Raw genomic sequence first — 13,774 nt, 5'->3', positions numbered from 1 at the left:
GCGCGGCCGAGCCGGTCGCGCACCTGCCCGGCGATGCCGGCGCTGGCCGCCGGACCGGGAACGTGCCTGCTCGACTATCCGTTCGATCTCGGGATTCGGGCGGCCGTCCCGCAGCGTCGGCAGATCCACCAAGCGGCGGCTCTGCCGTTCGTAGAGCAGGAATCGGTCCTCCAGAGGAACCGGCCGCTGCGAGCACACCACTGCGGTGCACCCGCCGGCGGTGGCTTCGATCCATGATGCGAGCTCGTGGGCATTGCTGACTGTGGCCGACAGGCACACCAGTCGCATATGCCGCGGCGTGCTGATGATGACTTCCTCCCAGACCGCGCCCCGGTAGGGATCCTGCAAGTAGTGGACCTCATCCAGCACGGCCATGCCGAGCTGGGCGATGTGCGGCGAACCGGCGTACATCATGTTGCGCAGCACTTCGGTGGTCATGACCACCACGTCGGCATCGGGGCAGATGACGTTGTCGCCGGTGAGCAGGCCTACGCGTTCGGATCCCAGCCAGGAGCGCAGCTCGCGCAGCTTCTGGTTCGACAGCGCCTTGGTCGGCGCGGTGTAGGCCACTCGCTTGCCGGCTTCGAGTGTCGCCGCGATCCCGTACTCTGCAACGAGGGTCTTGCCCGACGATGTCGGCGCAGCGACGAGCACCGAGTCGCCCCGATCCAGCGCCGCGAACGCCTCGGCCTGAAAGCCGTCCGGCGAGATGCCCCGCGCAATCAGGAGTTCCGCGAACAGCGGTGGCACTAGGGGCCCGTTCGAGGTCACGACGTGGGTCCGGACGCAGCGGCACCCTGGTCGCTTTCCTCCGGCGACCGGCGGAATCGGCGCCGCAGCGGGGCTTCACCGCTGCGGCGGCGGAGTATCAGGTAGCCGGCCAGGATCGAAAGCTCGTAGAACACATACAGCGGCACCGACAACGCCGCTAGCGTGATCGGGTCGCCGGAGGGCGTGATGATCGCTGCGCCAGCCACGATGCCGACGATGGCGTAGCGGCGGGCTCGATTCAGCTGCCGCGGCTCGACGATGCCGGCGAGCTGGGCGAAGATCAGCACGATCGGGAACTCGAACCCGATGCCGAAGGCCAGCATCATGAACGTCACCAATCCGAGGTAGGCACCGGGTCCGAGCAGCGGGTCGACCGCGTCGCCGCTGACGGCGATCAGGAAGTCCAGGGCTCGTTCGAAGGTGAAGTACGCCAGGACCGCACCAGCCGAGAACAGCACAAACCCCGCAATCACGAACGGGATCGCCCACCGCTTCTCCCGGCGATCGAGCGCCGGTGTGATGAACCTCCACAGGTGCCACAGCAGCACCGGCATGGCCAGCACTGCGCCTAGGTACGCCGACACCTTGATGCGAGTGCGGAATCCCTCCAAGGGCGCGGTGATCACCAAGCTGCACGGGCGGTTGATCTCCTGGGCTTCCAGCACATTGCAGTACGGCGGCAGGAAGACCTCGCGGAGCAGCCAGTCATAGACGATCAGCCCCACGACCATGCCGAGCCCGATGGCCACGATGCTCCAGATGAGCCGGTTCCGCAGCTCGGCGACGTGATCCCAGAAACCCATCACCTCCGGCCGGGGCCGGCGGCGCCATCGAAGCCTCACGCAGCGCCGTCTCTGGTCACGTCATCGCCGGCCGGTCCCGCAGCATCAGGCTGCTCGTTGTCGGCCTGGTCACCCTCCGGCTCTGCCTCTGGGTCTTCTGACGCGGGGGGCCGGGCGGGCGGCGACGCGGGTTCGACTATCGGCGGTGAGATCGTGGCATCCATTTCCTGGCGGACGGTGGTCGAGAAGTCGCGCACCTGTCGGAAGGCGCGGCCGATGCCCCGGATTGCGCCCGGCAGCCGCTTGGGGCCGAGCACGATCAACGCCACGAGCACGATGATCAGCACCTCGTTGGGCTGCAGGCTCACGGCTCGATGGTAGAACCCCAGCCCCGCGCGGCGGTTCTGTGCCGCGCACGCGCGCCCGTGTGCAGCGACTGCTCACCCATCAGAAGGGCAGCGCCCGACGCGTGACCCACCGTACCGCCATGCCGAGCGCCCGCTCGGCGGTGGCCTGGCGCAGCGACGGCACGTCAAGGCTGTCGATTGCAGCGCGCGCTCGCATCACGTCGGCGCGCACTGCCGCTGCGACGTCTGCAATGGACGCCAGGCTCTGGGCCGTCGCCCGCAGCTCCATCGCCAGCCGTCGGATCATGACGATGCTGACCACGGTGAGCACACCGAAGGCAACGATGGGCAACAGCCATATCGCCGGCACAAGTGGCACGATAGAGGTGTGTCCCCTTCGCCATTGCCGTCGCTGCGCACGCCTCCGATCGCGTTCGCGCACCGTGGCGGGCGAGCCCACGGCGCCGACAATGCTCTCGACACATTCGCCCTGGCCCTCGACATGGGAGCAACCGGCCTCGAGACCGATGTCTGGCTGAGCCAAGACGGTTACCCCATGCTGGACCATGACGGCGTCGCTTGGCACCGGGGCGTGCGCCGTGCCTTCAGCTCGTTGCAACGGGAGCGCATCGGTGACGACATTCCCACGCTCGCGGACATGTACCAGACGTGCGGCACCGACTTCGAACTGTCAGTCGATCTCAAGGACCCGACAGCAGCAGACGCGGTGATCTCCGCTGCCCGTGCCGCGGGCGCGGAGGACCGCCTATGGCTGTGCCACGGCGACTGGGATCTGCTGGTCGACCTGCGCGGACGCACTTCTGCCCGCATCGTCGATTCGACGCGGGTGCGGCGCATGAAGGAGGGCCCGGAGCGTCGGGCTGCGGCGATGGCCGATGCCGGCATCGATGCCGTCAACCTTCCCGCAAAGGACTGGACAGGCGGCCTCGCGGCGCTGTTCCACCGATTCGAGCGGCTCTGCTTCGGCTGGGATGTGCAGCACACCCGCTTGACGGCGGCGCTGCGGGACATGGGCCTCGACGGCCTGTACGGCGATCACGTCGACCGCTTGCTTGCCGGCCTCGACTCATCGAAGACACCAGGCGGCTCCGCCCCTGCGGACGACTTGTGCGAGACACAGCCCGCCTGACTGTGCCCGGCGCTGATCACGGCGCCGGAGATCTACAAGCCGCCGAGCCGCGTGGGGGGCCAGAAACGCGCGAATGCTCTGCCGACGATTTCGTTCTCAGGGATCGCGCCGAAGACGCGGCTGTCCTGGCTCGAGCGGCGGTTGTCGCCCATGACGAACACGTATCCGGCAGGCACCAGCACTGGGCCGAAGTCGCGCGTGTACACCTCGGTCGACAAGTAATGCTCATCCACCGGCGATCCGTCGATGATGAGCCGGCCATTCACTGCTTCGACCTGCTGGCCGCCCACGGCGACGACGCGCTTGATGAGCTCCGCTGTCTGCGCCGGCTGCATCGAGGGCGGTGTCCGGAAGACGACCACATCACCGGGTTCGGGATCCCCGATGCGGTAGCTGAGCTTGGAAACCAGCAGCCGATCCCCGATCTCGAGCACGGGTTCCATCGACTCAGATGGGATGTAGAAGGCGGCGATGAGAAACGTCCGCATCAGCAGTGCGAGCGTCACCGCGGCCAGCAGCACCCATGTCCACGACAGCAGGCTGCGCGTGCGCCGGCTCATAGCCCGCCGAACGCGAGGCGGCCGAGGCGACGGCAGATCCTCGGGTTCGCGCCCGGCGTCTTCAGGACGGCTCATGCCGCTGCCGCCAGCCAGGCCGCTGCGGCACCCAGCCATGAACATGCATACCGGTCATCCGCCAGCGAGCGGCCCATGGTCGTGACGCTGAGGCCACTGCGGGCAAGAGCATCGGCAACCGGGAGCGGCGTCATGCCGACAGCTTGCTGCCCCAAGGCCTCGATCCATACGGCATCGCCCGCCGCTTCGTCAGCCGTCGGAGCCGTCGGAGCCGTCGGCGTCGGCACGACCGTCCGGACGGGCGCCAGCGCTGCCATCGCCCGAGTGTGATGGCTCACGCCGCGGTGTCGCGCGCGCTCATCGACCGACGATGCACGTGCAGCCAGCGCTGTCGCCGCCCCGAGTGCGTCCAGCACGGCTGCGTGGCCGACGAGATCCAGGGCTGAAAAACCCAGCGGACTCGCCGTACCGATGTGCCCCAGGCCCGGAGACACCACGATGCGGTCGATGCCCTGTTCCACCAGGGCCGTAACGCCAGAGGCGACAGTCACCGCCTCGATCGGTGCGCCGAATGCCTGTCCGGCGCTGACGGCCGTGACAATCACTCCTCGCTCCAGGCACGCTGCCGCGAGATCGCTCAGCACAAACGGCAGTGCTCCCCCGTCGGTCATGACATAGCCCGGCGCTTCGCCCACGGCAGCGCGAACCGTGGCCGCCAGCGCCAAGGCATGGCTGTGAAGCACGCTGAACACCACCCGCACTCCGCGCAGCGATGACGGTGATGGCACCGAGGTTCCGGGGTCGCTGATCTCGGCTGGATCGGCCTCGGCACCATCGAACGCGGCGTCCCCCGAGGTTGGCGAGATCGCCGCCGGTGAACCGCCTGTTTCCTCGAATGCTTCGACGGGCAACTGCTCGCCGAGATAACGAGCCTTCATGACCCGGCCCCGCAGCTCTGGTCTGCCTGCGAACGGCGACGTGAGGTTCGTGTGCACGACATGTGCCCCGCCAGTGCCAAGGCCGAGATCCACTGCCGATGTATTCACGAGCAGCTCGTCGCCGACCCTGATCGGGCCGCACAGCTCCGTGAGCGCGTATGCCTCGCTGCCGTCGGACAAGGTCATCCGAGCTAGCCCGGGCCGCACGTCACCCACCTCGGCCGCTCGCAGGCGCGCAAAGCGCGGCATCTGCTGCTTTCAGCCAGCTGAGCGCCGGCGCACACGGACCGCGGTGCGCATCACAGCGACTCGATCAGCTTGTCGACACGCTCGTCGTGGGAACGGAACGGGTCCTTGCACAACACGGTCCGCTGGGCCTGGTCGTTGAGCTTCAGATGCACCCAGTCGACGGTGTAGTCACGGCGCCGAGCCTTGGCCTCGCGCACGAACGCCCCGCGCAGCCGGGCTCTCGTCGTCTGGGGCGCTTCCTCCGTGGCCCGACGCACATCTGCGTCATCCAGCACTCGCTCCACCAGGCCGCGCCGCTGCATCACATAGAAGACGCCTCGCGTCGAGTGGACGTGGTGATACTGGAGGTCCAGCAGTGCAATGTGAGGGTCGTCGAAGCCGACTTCAGCGCGGTCGGCATAACTCGTGAGCAGCTTGTGCTTGATGACCCAGTCCACCTCGCGGTCGAGCTGCAGCGGGTCGTCAGCGATGGCCGTCATCACGTGCTCCCACATCTGCAGAGCACGCGACTCCTCCTCGGTGAGATCGTTCGTCTCGGCAAAGCGCAGGGCTCGTTCCAGGTACTCCGACTGGATGTCGAATGCGCTCACTTCACGCCCATTGGCCAAGCGCACCTTGCGCCTGCAGGTGATGTCGTGACTGATCTCGCGAATCGCCCGGATCGGGTTCTCCAGCGTCATGTCCCGCAGCACCACGGCGGGATCCTCAAGCATGCGCAGCATGAGCGCGGCCGCGCCGATCTTGAGGAATGACGTGTATTCGCTCATGTTCGAGTCGCCGACGATGACGTGCAGACGCCGGAAGCGCTCCGCATCGGCGTGCGGCTCGTCGCGGGTGTTGATGATCGGGCGGCTGCGGGTGGTCGCGCTCGACACGCTCTCCCAGATGTGCTCCGCCCGCTGGGTAATGCAATACCGTGCGCCCTTGGCCGTGTTGAGCACCTTGCCTGCGCCGGCGTAGATCTGCCGAGTCACCAGGAACGGGATCAGCACCTCGGCGTAATTCGAGAAGTCGTCTGCACGACTGGTCAGGTAGTTCTCGTGGCACCCGTAGCTGTTGCCGGCCGAGTCGGTGTTGTTCTTGAACAGGAAGATCGTGCCGTTGAACGCCTCCTCGGCCAGTCGCTCGGTGGCGCTGGCGACGAGCTGTTCGAGAATCCGCTCGCCTGCACGGTCGTGGCACACCACGTCATAGACGGAATCGCACTCGGGCGTGGCGTACTCGGGATGGCTGCCGACGTCGAGATACAGGCGCGCCCCGTTTGCCAGGAACACATTGCTGGATCGCCCCCACGACACCACCCGGCGGAACAGGTAGCGCGCCACCTCATCGGGGCTGAGGCGCCGTTGTCCCCGCAGTGTGCACGTGACGCCGTACTCGTTCTCGACACCCATGATGCGCCGCTGCACGGCGCTCACCGTAGTTCCGATCTAGGAATCTTCCTGATCGGAGTCGTCGTCGCCGAGGGCGGCCGCCACCTCGTCGTCCTCGAGACGCCGGAAGCACCGGCGGCGGTGGGTTGCGTCTTCGAAGTTCGACTCGAGCAAGGCCACCTCGAGATCCGGTGCAGCGATCTCACGCTCGGGCCCGGCGAGCGCTGCGCGAGCCAGCCGGATGGCAGCGTCGGCATCGAGTTCAGGGTCGTAGCCCTCGGCCACCCGCTCGCGCACCGCATCGGCATCGCCTCCGATGCAGCAGTACGCCTCCTCGTCCATGACGGTCCCGTCGTACTGGATCCGGTAGAGCTGGTTGGCCTCGTCGCCGGTTCCCACCTCCACCACCACGATCTCGACCTCGAGCGGCTTGAGCTCATGGGTGAAGAACTGCCCGAGCATCTGCGCATACTGGTTGGCGAGACTCCGAGCTTCCACGTCTGAACGCGAATACTGGTATCCCTTCAGCTCAGCGTGGCGGACACCCGCGATGCGCAGCTGGTCGAACTCGATGTAGCGGCCCACGCCGCCGAAGGCGATCCGGTCGTAAATCTCTGACACCTTGCGCAGCGTTGCGCTGGCGTTCTCCGCCACCAGTGCGATGCCGTCGCCGTATTCCAGCGTCACCAGCGAGCGTCCCCGGGCGATTCCCTTGCGGGCGTAGTCGGCCCGGTCCTGCATGAGCTGCTCGGGACTGACGTACATCCCGGGCATGCTCATGGCAGCACCTCGCTGCGGCTGCCTCCGGCGGAACTGGGATCGCCGCTGGCTGAGTCGGAGCGGGCCGCACCCCCGCTGCTGCCGCCCGAGAGTTCGGCTTGCAGCGCAGCGAAGACTTCCCCTGACTCGGTGTCGCTGAGCTGCCGGAAGCCGTCGCTGCCAATGGCTGCGAGCACCGGGTAGATGCCTCGTACTGGATCGGGACCGCCGGTGGCGCTGTCCTCGTCGGCGGCATGCCACAACGCCTGCACACCGAGCGCGAGTGCCTCCGACTCGATCAAATCGTCGCGGAAGCCGAGTTTCAAGACCGTCCCTGCGTGCAGGCTGCCCGAGCCGGCCGTGGCGTAGTCCTGCTCTTCGTAGCGGCCGCCTGTTACGTCGTACTGGAAGAGCCTGCCTCTCCCGTCGGCGGGGTCGAATCCGGCGAAGATGGGCACCACCGGAAGGCCGCGCATCGCCTGGGGCAGGTGTGCCCGCAGCATCTCGGCCAGCTGGTTCGCCTTGCCCTCCAGGCTCAGCGGCTTGCCTTCGATCTTCTCGTAGTACTCGAGCTGCAGCTGGAAGAGGCGGACCATCTGCACGGCCGGGCCTGCGGCACCGGCAATGGCCACCGCCGAATAGGAGTCGGCAGGGAAGACCTTGCGCATGTCTCGGTGACTGATGAGGTTCCCGCTGGTGGCCCGCCGATCACCCGCGACAACCACTCCGTCGGAGCTGCGCACGGCCAGAACAGTGGTGGCGTGAGAACTCTCAAGGGAGCCGAAAGCCCCCTCAGCGGCAGGAACCTGCGCGAACCCGGCAAATGGCTCGCTGCCCGTGCGCCGCAGCAGTTCGAGGAAGCTCGCCCCCGGGTCGTCGCCTGGGGCGAAGAAGGGCATGGGGGTCACTCGCCGCCCTTCTGCACGTAGTTCTTCACGAACTCCTCGGCATTGGTCTCGAGCACATCGTCGATCTCGTCGAGCAGGTCGTCGAGTTCGGCTTTCAGTTCGGTCGCCCCCTCAGACGAGGTGTCCTGCTGTGCGGGACTCTCGGTCTCCCTGGGAGCCGACCGTCGCATCTGCTCGCGTTCTGCCATCTCGGGCCTCCTCCGGTGTCGATTGCTTGGGTCTCGAATGCGTGAGAGTTCCGATTGCCGCCTGCGTTCGAGGCTGAACCTGCGGCTAATTGCCCAGCCGGCGCAGCAGCTCGGCTGCGTCCCGGCACTCGTCCAACAAGCTACCCACGTGCGCGCGGGTTCCTCGCAGCGGCTCGAGCATCGGCACGCGGCGCAGCGGATCGGTTCCGATGTCGAACACCATCGAGTCCCAGTTGGCGGCCACGATCTCGTCCCCGAACTTGTCGAGGCAACGACCCCGGAAATATGCACGCGTCGTCGGCGGTGGCACCGAGACCGCTTCATCCACTTCATCGTCGGTCGTGATCCGTTCAAGACCGACACGCCGGGCCAGCGACTTGGACGGCCGCAGGTCGTGATACTGCAGATCCAGGGCGGCGAGCTTCGGATCATCCCAGTCGAGGTCGTGCCGCTCGGCGAAGGCCTCGTACAAGCGCAGCTTCGCCACCCAGTCCAACTGCGTCGCTAGCCCCATCGGATCCGATTCCAGCATGGCAAGGACAGCTTCCCAGCGGTCCAGGATGTCATTGCCGACGTCGTCGCCGCCGACGGGGTCCAGACCATGGCTCTGCGCATACTTCCGGGCCAGGTCCAAGTATTCCCATTGGATCTCGATGGCTCGCATATGACGGCCGTCTGCCAGTTCGATCAGCCCCGACAGGGCAGTGTCGAAGCTCACCTGGCGCAGCGCCGCGACCGGCACGAGAGGCGTCAGTGGCTCAGGCACGAAGTCATCGTCGATCATCGCCAGCACCAGCGAGGTCGTGCCCAGCTTGAGATACGTCTGAAGCTCGCTCATGTTGGCGTCGCCGATGATGACGTGCAGGCGCCGGTACTTGCGCGTGTCGGCGTGCGGCTCGTCGCGGGTGTTGACAATGGGCCGCTTGAGCGTCGTCTCGAGCCCGACTTCCTCCTCGAAGAAGTCGGCGCGCTGGCTGATCTGGAACGGCCGGTCACCGAACGGTGCCGGCGAGCGGTCATCCATCGGGACCTCGACGCCCAGCTTGCCGGCACCGCAGAAGATCTGGCGGGTCACGAAGAACGGCAGGATGTGCGTCACCACCCGGCCAAAGGGCACATCTCGGTCCAGCAGGTAGTTCTCGTGGCAGCCGTAGCTGTTGCCCTTGCCGTCGCTGTTGTTCTTGTGGATGACCAGCTCTTCGTCGTCCGGCAGGAGGTTGTTGGCAGCCTGCATGGATCGGATCAGGATCTCCTCCGCCGCCCGGTCGTACACCACGCATTGGCGCGCGTCCGAGCACTCCGGAGTCGACAGTTCGGGATGCGCGTGGTCGACGTAATAGCGGGCGCCGTTGGTCAGCACGGCGTTGACCAGGTGCGTTTCGATCTCGGGAGCGAGCGCGTCGAACTCGTTGAAGCCCCTCGCATCAGCCCCCGGCTGCTCGTCTTCGAAGTCCCAGCTGACGCGCTGGCACAGGAAGCCGTTGACGTAGGCATTGATGATCATCGACGACGCAGCCACGGGATTGGAGTCGCCCGTGCAGCGATGGATGATGCCGAACTCAGTCTCGATGCCAACGACCTTGTGAACCGCCACCGCGCGAGACGCTACCGGCCAATCCTCCTGCTGACCGGGTCACGGGGACCACCCGGCCCGGCATTGCATGCGAGACATCGGGACGTCTTGGCCCATGACCATGTGGTGGCGAGGCTTCTTGCAGGACTGGACCGACTAACGGGTCCCTGTCAAGAGAACCTGACGCTCTCCGGCTGCTCGTTCCGACAATGTCGCCGACGGAACCGCCGAACCGTCAAGCGGCGAGCAGCCAGGCACACCGCCGCTCATTCGGCCAGCAACGGACACGCCGCGCGCAACAGTGCAACTCGCCAACTGAGGCTCGTGCCTGAGTTCGCTTCCACGACGCGCAGTTCCAGCATCAGCTCGCCCAAGGTGCGCCCCGTGAGGGCCTCGCACCCGAGGTCGTACACGAACTCTATGGTCGCCCACGCGAACGGGAACAGCACAGCGCCGACAGGGATGAGCACACCGTCCCCGTACAGCGACTCGGCCCCGAACACTACAGACACGACCCCGGCGAGCGCACCAGTGATGAACGAATCGATCCCGCGTGCCTGCAGCCTCGCGAACACCGGGGCCGCAGTCGCGACCTGACCGTCGCCGAACGAGACCGGACCGAACTCAAGCAAGCCCATCGGCCTCACGCCTGCCGTCCCAACAAGGCAGTTTGGACCGCGATTCGCTGCCTGGGCCTCATGTAACCCTTACCTCATCCCTCGGGAATGTCGACGCGCATCTCCTCCGCGCATTCATCCAATATCGCCTGATCGCCTTCAGCGCCAAGACGGCATTGCTCGATGAGGTAATCTGCCCATGGCTGCGGAGCTCCGGGGTGCCATTCGACAGGAATAGCATACTCTGGATGTTCGCTTATGGCTCGCCGGATCGCGGCCGCGTAGTGCTCATTGAGTTCTTCGAGGAGCTTGTCACGTTCCACTGTTGGCAGCGTCGGGTAGTCGTCAGCATACTGATGGCATTCATGACGCAAGTCGACGAATGACTCGTAGTCCAAGCGGTACTCGCGTTCATATCGCCTGAACTCCGCATCCCGCGCAGCGGCCAAAGCTCGACCGTCGCTCTGAAGCCGTTGCGAATCGATGCCCGGATCCTCATAGAGCCTCACGTCCGCATAGCCAGCATTCGCCACACACTCATCGAGTGCATCCCTGAAAGCAACGGCCAGAACACCGTTCTCTCCAAGATGCGACGGCAGATTCTGTGCGGCAGCGATGAGCACTACCTGCAACTGCGATTCAAACCAGCTGCGTTCACGCTCATGTCCGGTCGCGACGTCGTCAAACCACGCGCCCTCTTCCCGAAGCGTCAAGGAGTACTCTTCGTCCGTCCGGAATCTCGCATACGATCCTGCATCAAGGTAGGACGAAACGATATCTCGAATACCGAGGTCTTCATCAGTGTATTCGTGCTCTCCGTACACGTTGGCATCGTTGCTTTGCCCAATCCAGTACGCGACTGCCGCGGCGAGTAGCACTAGCGCCGACGACACTGCGACGACCCACCTGCTGCTAAAGCGAGCCCAGATGCGTGCTCTCACGACAATCTCCCGGCTGCCCTGGCTCCGCATACATAGTCAAACGACCTTACTTCGAGTGATCATATCAGATCAGCGAAAGCGGCACACCGCCGACCGCCTTCTTGAGCACCACGACTAATCCAAGGCAATGGTTGAGCGCCGTTTTCGATTTCAGCATCCCGCATACAGCCAGGGACGAATGACACCTCCCGTGCCGCCGACCGCACCATCGAACCATCGACCTATGCACGGCGGGGTCCGCATTGGCTCATTCGGCCGACAGTTCCACGCGGTACTCCTGCGCGCACTGAACCGGGTCAGGCTCTTTCAGACAGGTGTCGATCAGCCGCTCCTCCAGCGGCCGCGGGGCACCTGGATGCTCGACTAGCGGAACTTCTGCTTCAGGGAATTCTCGCAGATAATCATGAACCGCCCGCCGATAGTGCTCGCGGAGCCTGTCGAACAACTCATCACGAACAGCGGGATCCAACGTCGGATAAGAGGCCGCTTCCTTTGCACACTCATGACGCAACTCGCGGAAGCGTTCATGCGTCATGCCAAACTCCTCGACAGCCTGATCGACATCGGCCTTGGTGTTGATGTCGGGCGTCAGGCCCGGCCAACCTCTCGCCCCGGCGCACTCGTTCATCGCCGTCTCGAACGCTTGGTCAAGAATTCCGCCGCTGCCCAGTTCCGCGGGAAGCTCGTCGTAGGCACTCCAATAGACCGACGCCAGATTGTGCTCAAAGTACATGCGCTCGCGCTCATGTCCGACTGCCTCTTGCAGGAAGTAGCGCTCCCGTTCGGCTCGATCTTCAAGACGATCGCTAGTGCTCTTGAATCGTGCGTGGCTCGGCACGATCAGTTCTTGAAAGACCTTTTCGAATCCTAGATCTTCATCGCTGTACTTGCGCCCCGGTAGCACCATCGAGTCTGAGTTTGTCTCGTGCGGCGGCTCCGGGCGGTCGCCTGAATCGGACTCCGAGCCAGTCAACGCAAAGGCGAGCCAGATCGTGACCGTGACAATCACGACTGCGATCGCTGTGGCGAGCAATGCGTTTCGCCGCCGGATCGGTCGAGTTTGGCGCCGTTCCGGCGCGCCAATAGCCTCGTCGTCGAAGTCAGCCATGGTCGTACCCGATCCAGTCGAACGGTGCTGCTCCTAATGCGAACCTGATCGTCGTCGCGGCCGTCTCGCACCTATCAATTGCACGCTGGTTTGGAAGTTCCCAAGTGAAGTGAGTGGGAGTCTCGGGTGCGTCGTCTTGGTTGGCGTTGCAGAGCGTGTGGAGGTCGGCGCCGAGACGGGAGTCGGCATCTTCACGCACGGTGTCGTTCCATGTGCCGGCCAGCGTGTGGTAGCTGTAGTGGCTGTTGACACGGTGCAGGTTACGCCAGTTGAAGTCGTGGCGCATGCAGCCGTAGACGAACTCGACTGTCTCGCCGCCGAACTGGGGACGGTCCTCGATCTCGTCCGCGTCCGGCAGGAAGTAACGGGCTGCAAGCCATCCGAGCGGCCCCGCTAAAGCCGCTGCCCGGTCGGCGGCATTCTCAGGTACTTCGCGGTCGTGGACCCGACAACACCGGCATTGGTGCCCTGCGGAGGGCCCGCACCCGGGGCGTGCTGCGCCGAAGCGAACTGGTATTCACCGCCTTCCGCCGCCACCTGCGCCCGATGCTGACGGTTCGTCGGAATCCAGCGAAATGTACCCCCGGCTGGCCATTTGTCGGATGAGTTCCTGGACCAACTCCTCAAGGCTCGACCGTCCGCTCGCCTGATCGGCGTCGGCCGCATCCCCCAACAGGCGCTGGATCGCGTCGTCCGAGAGCAGGCCGCCGTTGAGCAGCGCATCGAGAATCGCATCGTGCAACGACTGCAGGCTCTGATCGTCGTCGTCCTGTTGCAGCGGGTTGCCGTACTGGCCGTAGGCGTTGTCGAAACCACTGGAAAGGAGTAGCCGGGAGAGCTTCGAAACGAGCTCGTCGAGGTCGATGCCCTCCAGATCCTCGCCCGTGTAACGCGTGTAGCGATAGCGCATCCGCCCGGTTCAGTTGTAGTACTTCTTCTTGGTGCCGCCCCGTGACATCGGTTGCCGGGGGTCGAAGATCGGCTCGGAAGACTGTTCGCGGGGGCGCGGCTTCTCGACCGCTTCGTAGCCGCCACCGTCGCTACGGCTGATCTTGCGCTGGGCGCAGAGTCCCTCGAGCACGAAATCGACGGCAGCCGCGATCTGCGCCGGCGGATCGCCGGAGCCCGCGCCGGCGTGCGCCGCCAGTTCCAGCAGCCCGTGAATTTCGGCCACGTCCGCGAGGAAAACCTCGGACGAGGTGGTGTCGCTCTCCTGCAGCGTGCCGCCCATCTCGAACCACTCGATGACCTGATTCGTGTCAACGCCGTCGAACCAGCCTCCGAAGACGGCCCCAACGGCGGCGCGAATCAGCTCGCGCCCGACGGCGTCGGCACCACGCAACTCGCCCTCGTACTCCAGCTCGAACTTGCCGGTCAGCGCCGGCAGCCCCGCGTATACGTCGGTGACCCGCGCGGCAGGCGCCTCGTTGGCGGCCAGGGCACGACGCTCGGCGTTCGACACGACGTTCTCGAGGCAACTGATCGGCATCCGTTG

At 65.4% G+C, this 13,774-nt stretch carries 17 protein-coding genes and 1 pseudogene; 1 reads left to right on the top strand and 17 read right to left on the bottom strand.

All coding sequences use genetic code 11. From position 1 onward, the window contains the following. From VI480_RS01265 to VI480_RS01250, 4 genes are all read right to left on the bottom strand, one after another. The coding region (locus VI480_RS01265; protein ID WP_323670999.1) for a DEAD/DEAH box helicase at window positions 1-771 on the bottom strand (771 nt) is incomplete at its 3' end. After that, on the bottom strand, window positions 768-1,613 hold the full coding sequence (tatC, locus tag VI480_RS01260; RefSeq protein ID WP_323670998.1) for a twin-arginine translocase subunit TatC: 846 nt from the start codon (window positions 1,611-1,613) through the stop codon (window positions 768-770). The genes tatC and VI480_RS01265, both read right to left, overlap by 4 nt. Beyond that, window positions 1,610-1,921: a twin-arginine translocase TatA/TatE family subunit gene (locus tag VI480_RS01255; protein ID WP_323670997.1), complete on the bottom strand. Its 312-nt coding sequence runs from the start codon at window positions 1,919-1,921 to the stop codon at window positions 1,610-1,612. The genes tatC and VI480_RS01255 overlap by 4 nt, the downstream gene beginning before the upstream one ends. 79 nt (window positions 1,922-2,000) lie before the next feature. Beyond that, window positions 2,001-2,270, bottom strand: a complete 270-nt coding sequence (locus VI480_RS01250) for a hypothetical protein (RefSeq protein WP_323670996.1) — start codon at window positions 2,268-2,270, stop codon at window positions 2,001-2,003. An 18-nt stretch (window positions 2,271-2,288) separates the two neighbouring features. Between VI480_RS01250 and VI480_RS01245 the strand changes: the two genes are divergently transcribed. Continuing rightward, a complete protein-coding gene (locus VI480_RS01245; RefSeq protein WP_323670995.1) occupies window positions 2,289-3,050 on the top strand; it encodes a glycerophosphodiester phosphodiesterase in 762 nt (253 codons plus the stop codon). Between the two features lie 32 nt (window positions 3,051-3,082). On the opposite strand, the gene lepB is transcribed toward VI480_RS01245, so the two are convergent. The 13 genes and pseudogenes from lepB to VI480_RS01180 all read right to left on the bottom strand — a co-directional run. After that, window positions 3,083-3,685, bottom strand: a complete 603-nt coding sequence (gene lepB, locus VI480_RS01240; protein ID WP_323670994.1) for a signal peptidase I — start codon at window positions 3,683-3,685, stop codon at window positions 3,083-3,085. Then, window positions 3,682-4,812: a DUF3866 family protein gene (locus VI480_RS01235; protein ID WP_323670993.1), complete on the bottom strand. Its 1,131-nt coding sequence runs from the start codon at window positions 4,810-4,812 to the stop codon at window positions 3,682-3,684. Before VI480_RS01235 ends, lepB begins: the two co-directional genes overlap by 4 nt. 50 nt (window positions 4,813-4,862) lie before the next feature. Further along, complete coding sequence (gene pafA, locus VI480_RS01230; RefSeq protein WP_323670992.1) at window positions 4,863-6,221, bottom strand: Pup--protein ligase; 1,359 nt, start codon at window positions 6,219-6,221, stop codon at window positions 4,863-4,865. 21 nt (window positions 6,222-6,242) lie between these two features. Continuing rightward, a complete protein-coding gene (gene prcA, locus VI480_RS01225) occupies window positions 6,243-6,965 on the bottom strand; it encodes a proteasome subunit alpha (protein WP_323670991.1) in 723 nt (240 codons plus the stop codon). Next, window positions 6,962-7,843 (bottom strand): proteasome subunit beta, encoded by an 882-nt coding sequence (gene prcB / locus VI480_RS01220; RefSeq protein WP_323671000.1) that lies wholly within the window; start codon window positions 7,841-7,843, stop codon window positions 6,962-6,964. Before prcB ends, prcA begins: the two co-directional genes overlap by 4 nt. 5 nt (window positions 7,844-7,848) lie before the next feature. Next, on the bottom strand, window positions 7,849-8,040 hold the full coding sequence (locus tag VI480_RS01215; RefSeq protein ID WP_323670990.1) for a ubiquitin-like protein Pup: 192 nt from the start codon (window positions 8,038-8,040) through the stop codon (window positions 7,849-7,851). An 85-nt stretch (window positions 8,041-8,125) separates the two neighbouring features. Continuing rightward, complete coding sequence (gene dop, locus VI480_RS01210) at window positions 8,126-9,634, bottom strand: depupylase/deamidase Dop (protein WP_323670989.1); 1,509 nt, start codon at window positions 9,632-9,634, stop codon at window positions 8,126-8,128. A 245-nt stretch (window positions 9,635-9,879) separates the two neighbouring features. Then, window positions 9,880-10,251, bottom strand: a complete 372-nt coding sequence (locus tag VI480_RS01205; RefSeq protein WP_323670988.1) for an RDD family protein — start codon at window positions 10,249-10,251, stop codon at window positions 9,880-9,882. A 74-nt stretch (window positions 10,252-10,325) separates the two neighbouring features. After that, window positions 10,326-11,054, bottom strand: a complete 729-nt coding sequence (locus VI480_RS01200) for a hypothetical protein (RefSeq protein ID WP_323670987.1) — start codon at window positions 11,052-11,054, stop codon at window positions 10,326-10,328. 364 nt (window positions 11,055-11,418) lie between these two features. Then, window positions 11,419-12,279, bottom strand: a complete 861-nt coding sequence (locus tag VI480_RS01195) for a hypothetical protein (protein WP_323670986.1) — start codon at window positions 12,277-12,279, stop codon at window positions 11,419-11,421. Further along, a complete protein-coding gene (locus tag VI480_RS01190) occupies window positions 12,272-12,565 on the bottom strand; it encodes a hypothetical protein (RefSeq protein WP_323670985.1) in 294 nt (97 codons plus the stop codon). The genes VI480_RS01195 and VI480_RS01190 overlap by 8 nt, the downstream gene beginning before the upstream one ends. 231 nt (window positions 12,566-12,796) lie before the next feature. Continuing rightward, entirely contained in the window at window positions 12,797-13,189 is a 393-nt protein-coding gene (locus VI480_RS01185) for a hypothetical protein (protein WP_323670984.1), read from the bottom strand. Between the two features lie 9 nt (window positions 13,190-13,198). Further along, window positions 13,199-13,774, bottom strand: a pseudogene (locus tag VI480_RS01180) (magnesium chelatase); the annotation flags it as partial.

Origin of the sequence: Candidatus Poriferisodalis multihospitum (assembly GCF_028283155.1) — a bacterium.
Lineage (GTDB): Bacteria > Actinomycetota > Acidimicrobiia > Acidimicrobiales > Poriferisodalaceae > Poriferisodalis > Poriferisodalis multihospitum.
This window is presented reverse-complemented; position numbering and strand designations above follow the sequence as displayed.

Coding starts and splice junctions, on each gene's coding strand:
- prcA (WP_323670991.1), bottom strand. CDS start 6,965: ATGAGCATGCCCGGGATGTACGTCAGTCCCGAGCAGCTCATGCAGGAC.
- VI480_RS01235 (WP_323670993.1), bottom strand. CDS start 4,812: ATGCCGCGCTTTGCGCGCCTGCGAGCGGCCGAGGTGGGTGACGTGCGG.
- lepB (WP_323670994.1), bottom strand. CDS start 3,685: ATGAGCCGTCCTGAAGACGCCGGGCGCGAACCCGAGGATCTGCCGTCG.
- VI480_RS01185 (WP_323670984.1), bottom strand. CDS start 13,189: ATGCGCTATCGCTACACGCGTTACACGGGCGAGGATCTGGAGGGCATC.
- VI480_RS01205 (WP_323670988.1), bottom strand. CDS start 10,251: ATGGGCTTGCTTGAGTTCGGTCCGGTCTCGTTCGGCGACGGTCAGGTC.
- VI480_RS01215 (WP_323670990.1), bottom strand. CDS start 8,040: ATGGCAGAACGCGAGCAGATGCGACGGTCGGCTCCCAGGGAGACCGAG.
- VI480_RS01195 (WP_323670986.1), bottom strand. CDS start 12,279: ATGGCTGACTTCGACGACGAGGCTATTGGCGCGCCGGAACGGCGCCAA.
- VI480_RS01190 (WP_323670985.1), bottom strand. CDS start 12,565: ATGCGCCACGACTTCAACTGGCGTAACCTGCACCGTGTCAACAGCCAC.
- prcB (WP_323671000.1), bottom strand. CDS start 7,843: ATGCCCTTCTTCGCCCCAGGCGACGACCCGGGGGCGAGCTTCCTCGAA.